Source organism: Aeromonas dhakensis (genome assembly GCF_000820305.1).
GTDB classification, from domain to species: domain Bacteria; phylum Pseudomonadota; class Gammaproteobacteria; order Enterobacterales; family Aeromonadaceae; genus Aeromonas; species Aeromonas dhakensis.
Genome location: NZ_CDBH01000005.1, coordinates 1 through 524 on the forward strand (window position 1 = coordinate 1; position 524 = coordinate 524).

Consider the following 524-nt stretch of genomic DNA (forward strand, 5'->3'; position numbering starts at 1 on the left):
CCTGCCCCTTCGGCTTTCTGGTTTTTTCCAAAGCGCTGGGCGAAGGCGCCTATTTGTCCGCCTTGCCCGCCGCATCGGCAAGTTTGGCCAGTTGTTTGTCATACCAGGCCACCGGGCGGTTCTCATCTTCCGCCCGCTCCTTACGCCGGATGGCGTTGCGCACCACCATGGCCCCCAGCCAGCGAAACGGTTCGGGCGGAAAATAGCCGCGTGGGCCGCTCACCAGCGCGCAGTCGCGCCACTGCTTTTCCTCCTCCCGCACTTCATCGCACACCAGGGCCGCCAGGATTTGGCCGCCGATCCAGCTCTGCGCCACTCCGTTGCCGGAATAGCCGAGGCCATAGACAACGTTGGGCTGCCCTCGCCAGTGGCCGAAGAAGGGAAGGCCATCTACCGAGCGGTCGGAGGCGCCGCACCAGCTGGCGGCGATGGGGACCTCTGCAAGGGCCGGAAAGAAGCGGCGCAGGGTGCGGGTGAGGGGGGCAAGATAACGACTCGGCGCATCGAACTCGGCCAGATGGCGG

The 524-nt window shown here is 65.8% G+C and carries 1 protein-coding gene; it reads right to left on the reverse strand.

What is annotated here, in order from left to right; all coding sequences use genetic code 11:
• Positions 1-49 precede the first annotated feature (49 nt).
• On the reverse strand, positions 50-524 hold a 475-nt coding region (locus BN1143_RS00635), incomplete at its 5' end, for an FAD-dependent oxidoreductase (protein WP_042049268.1).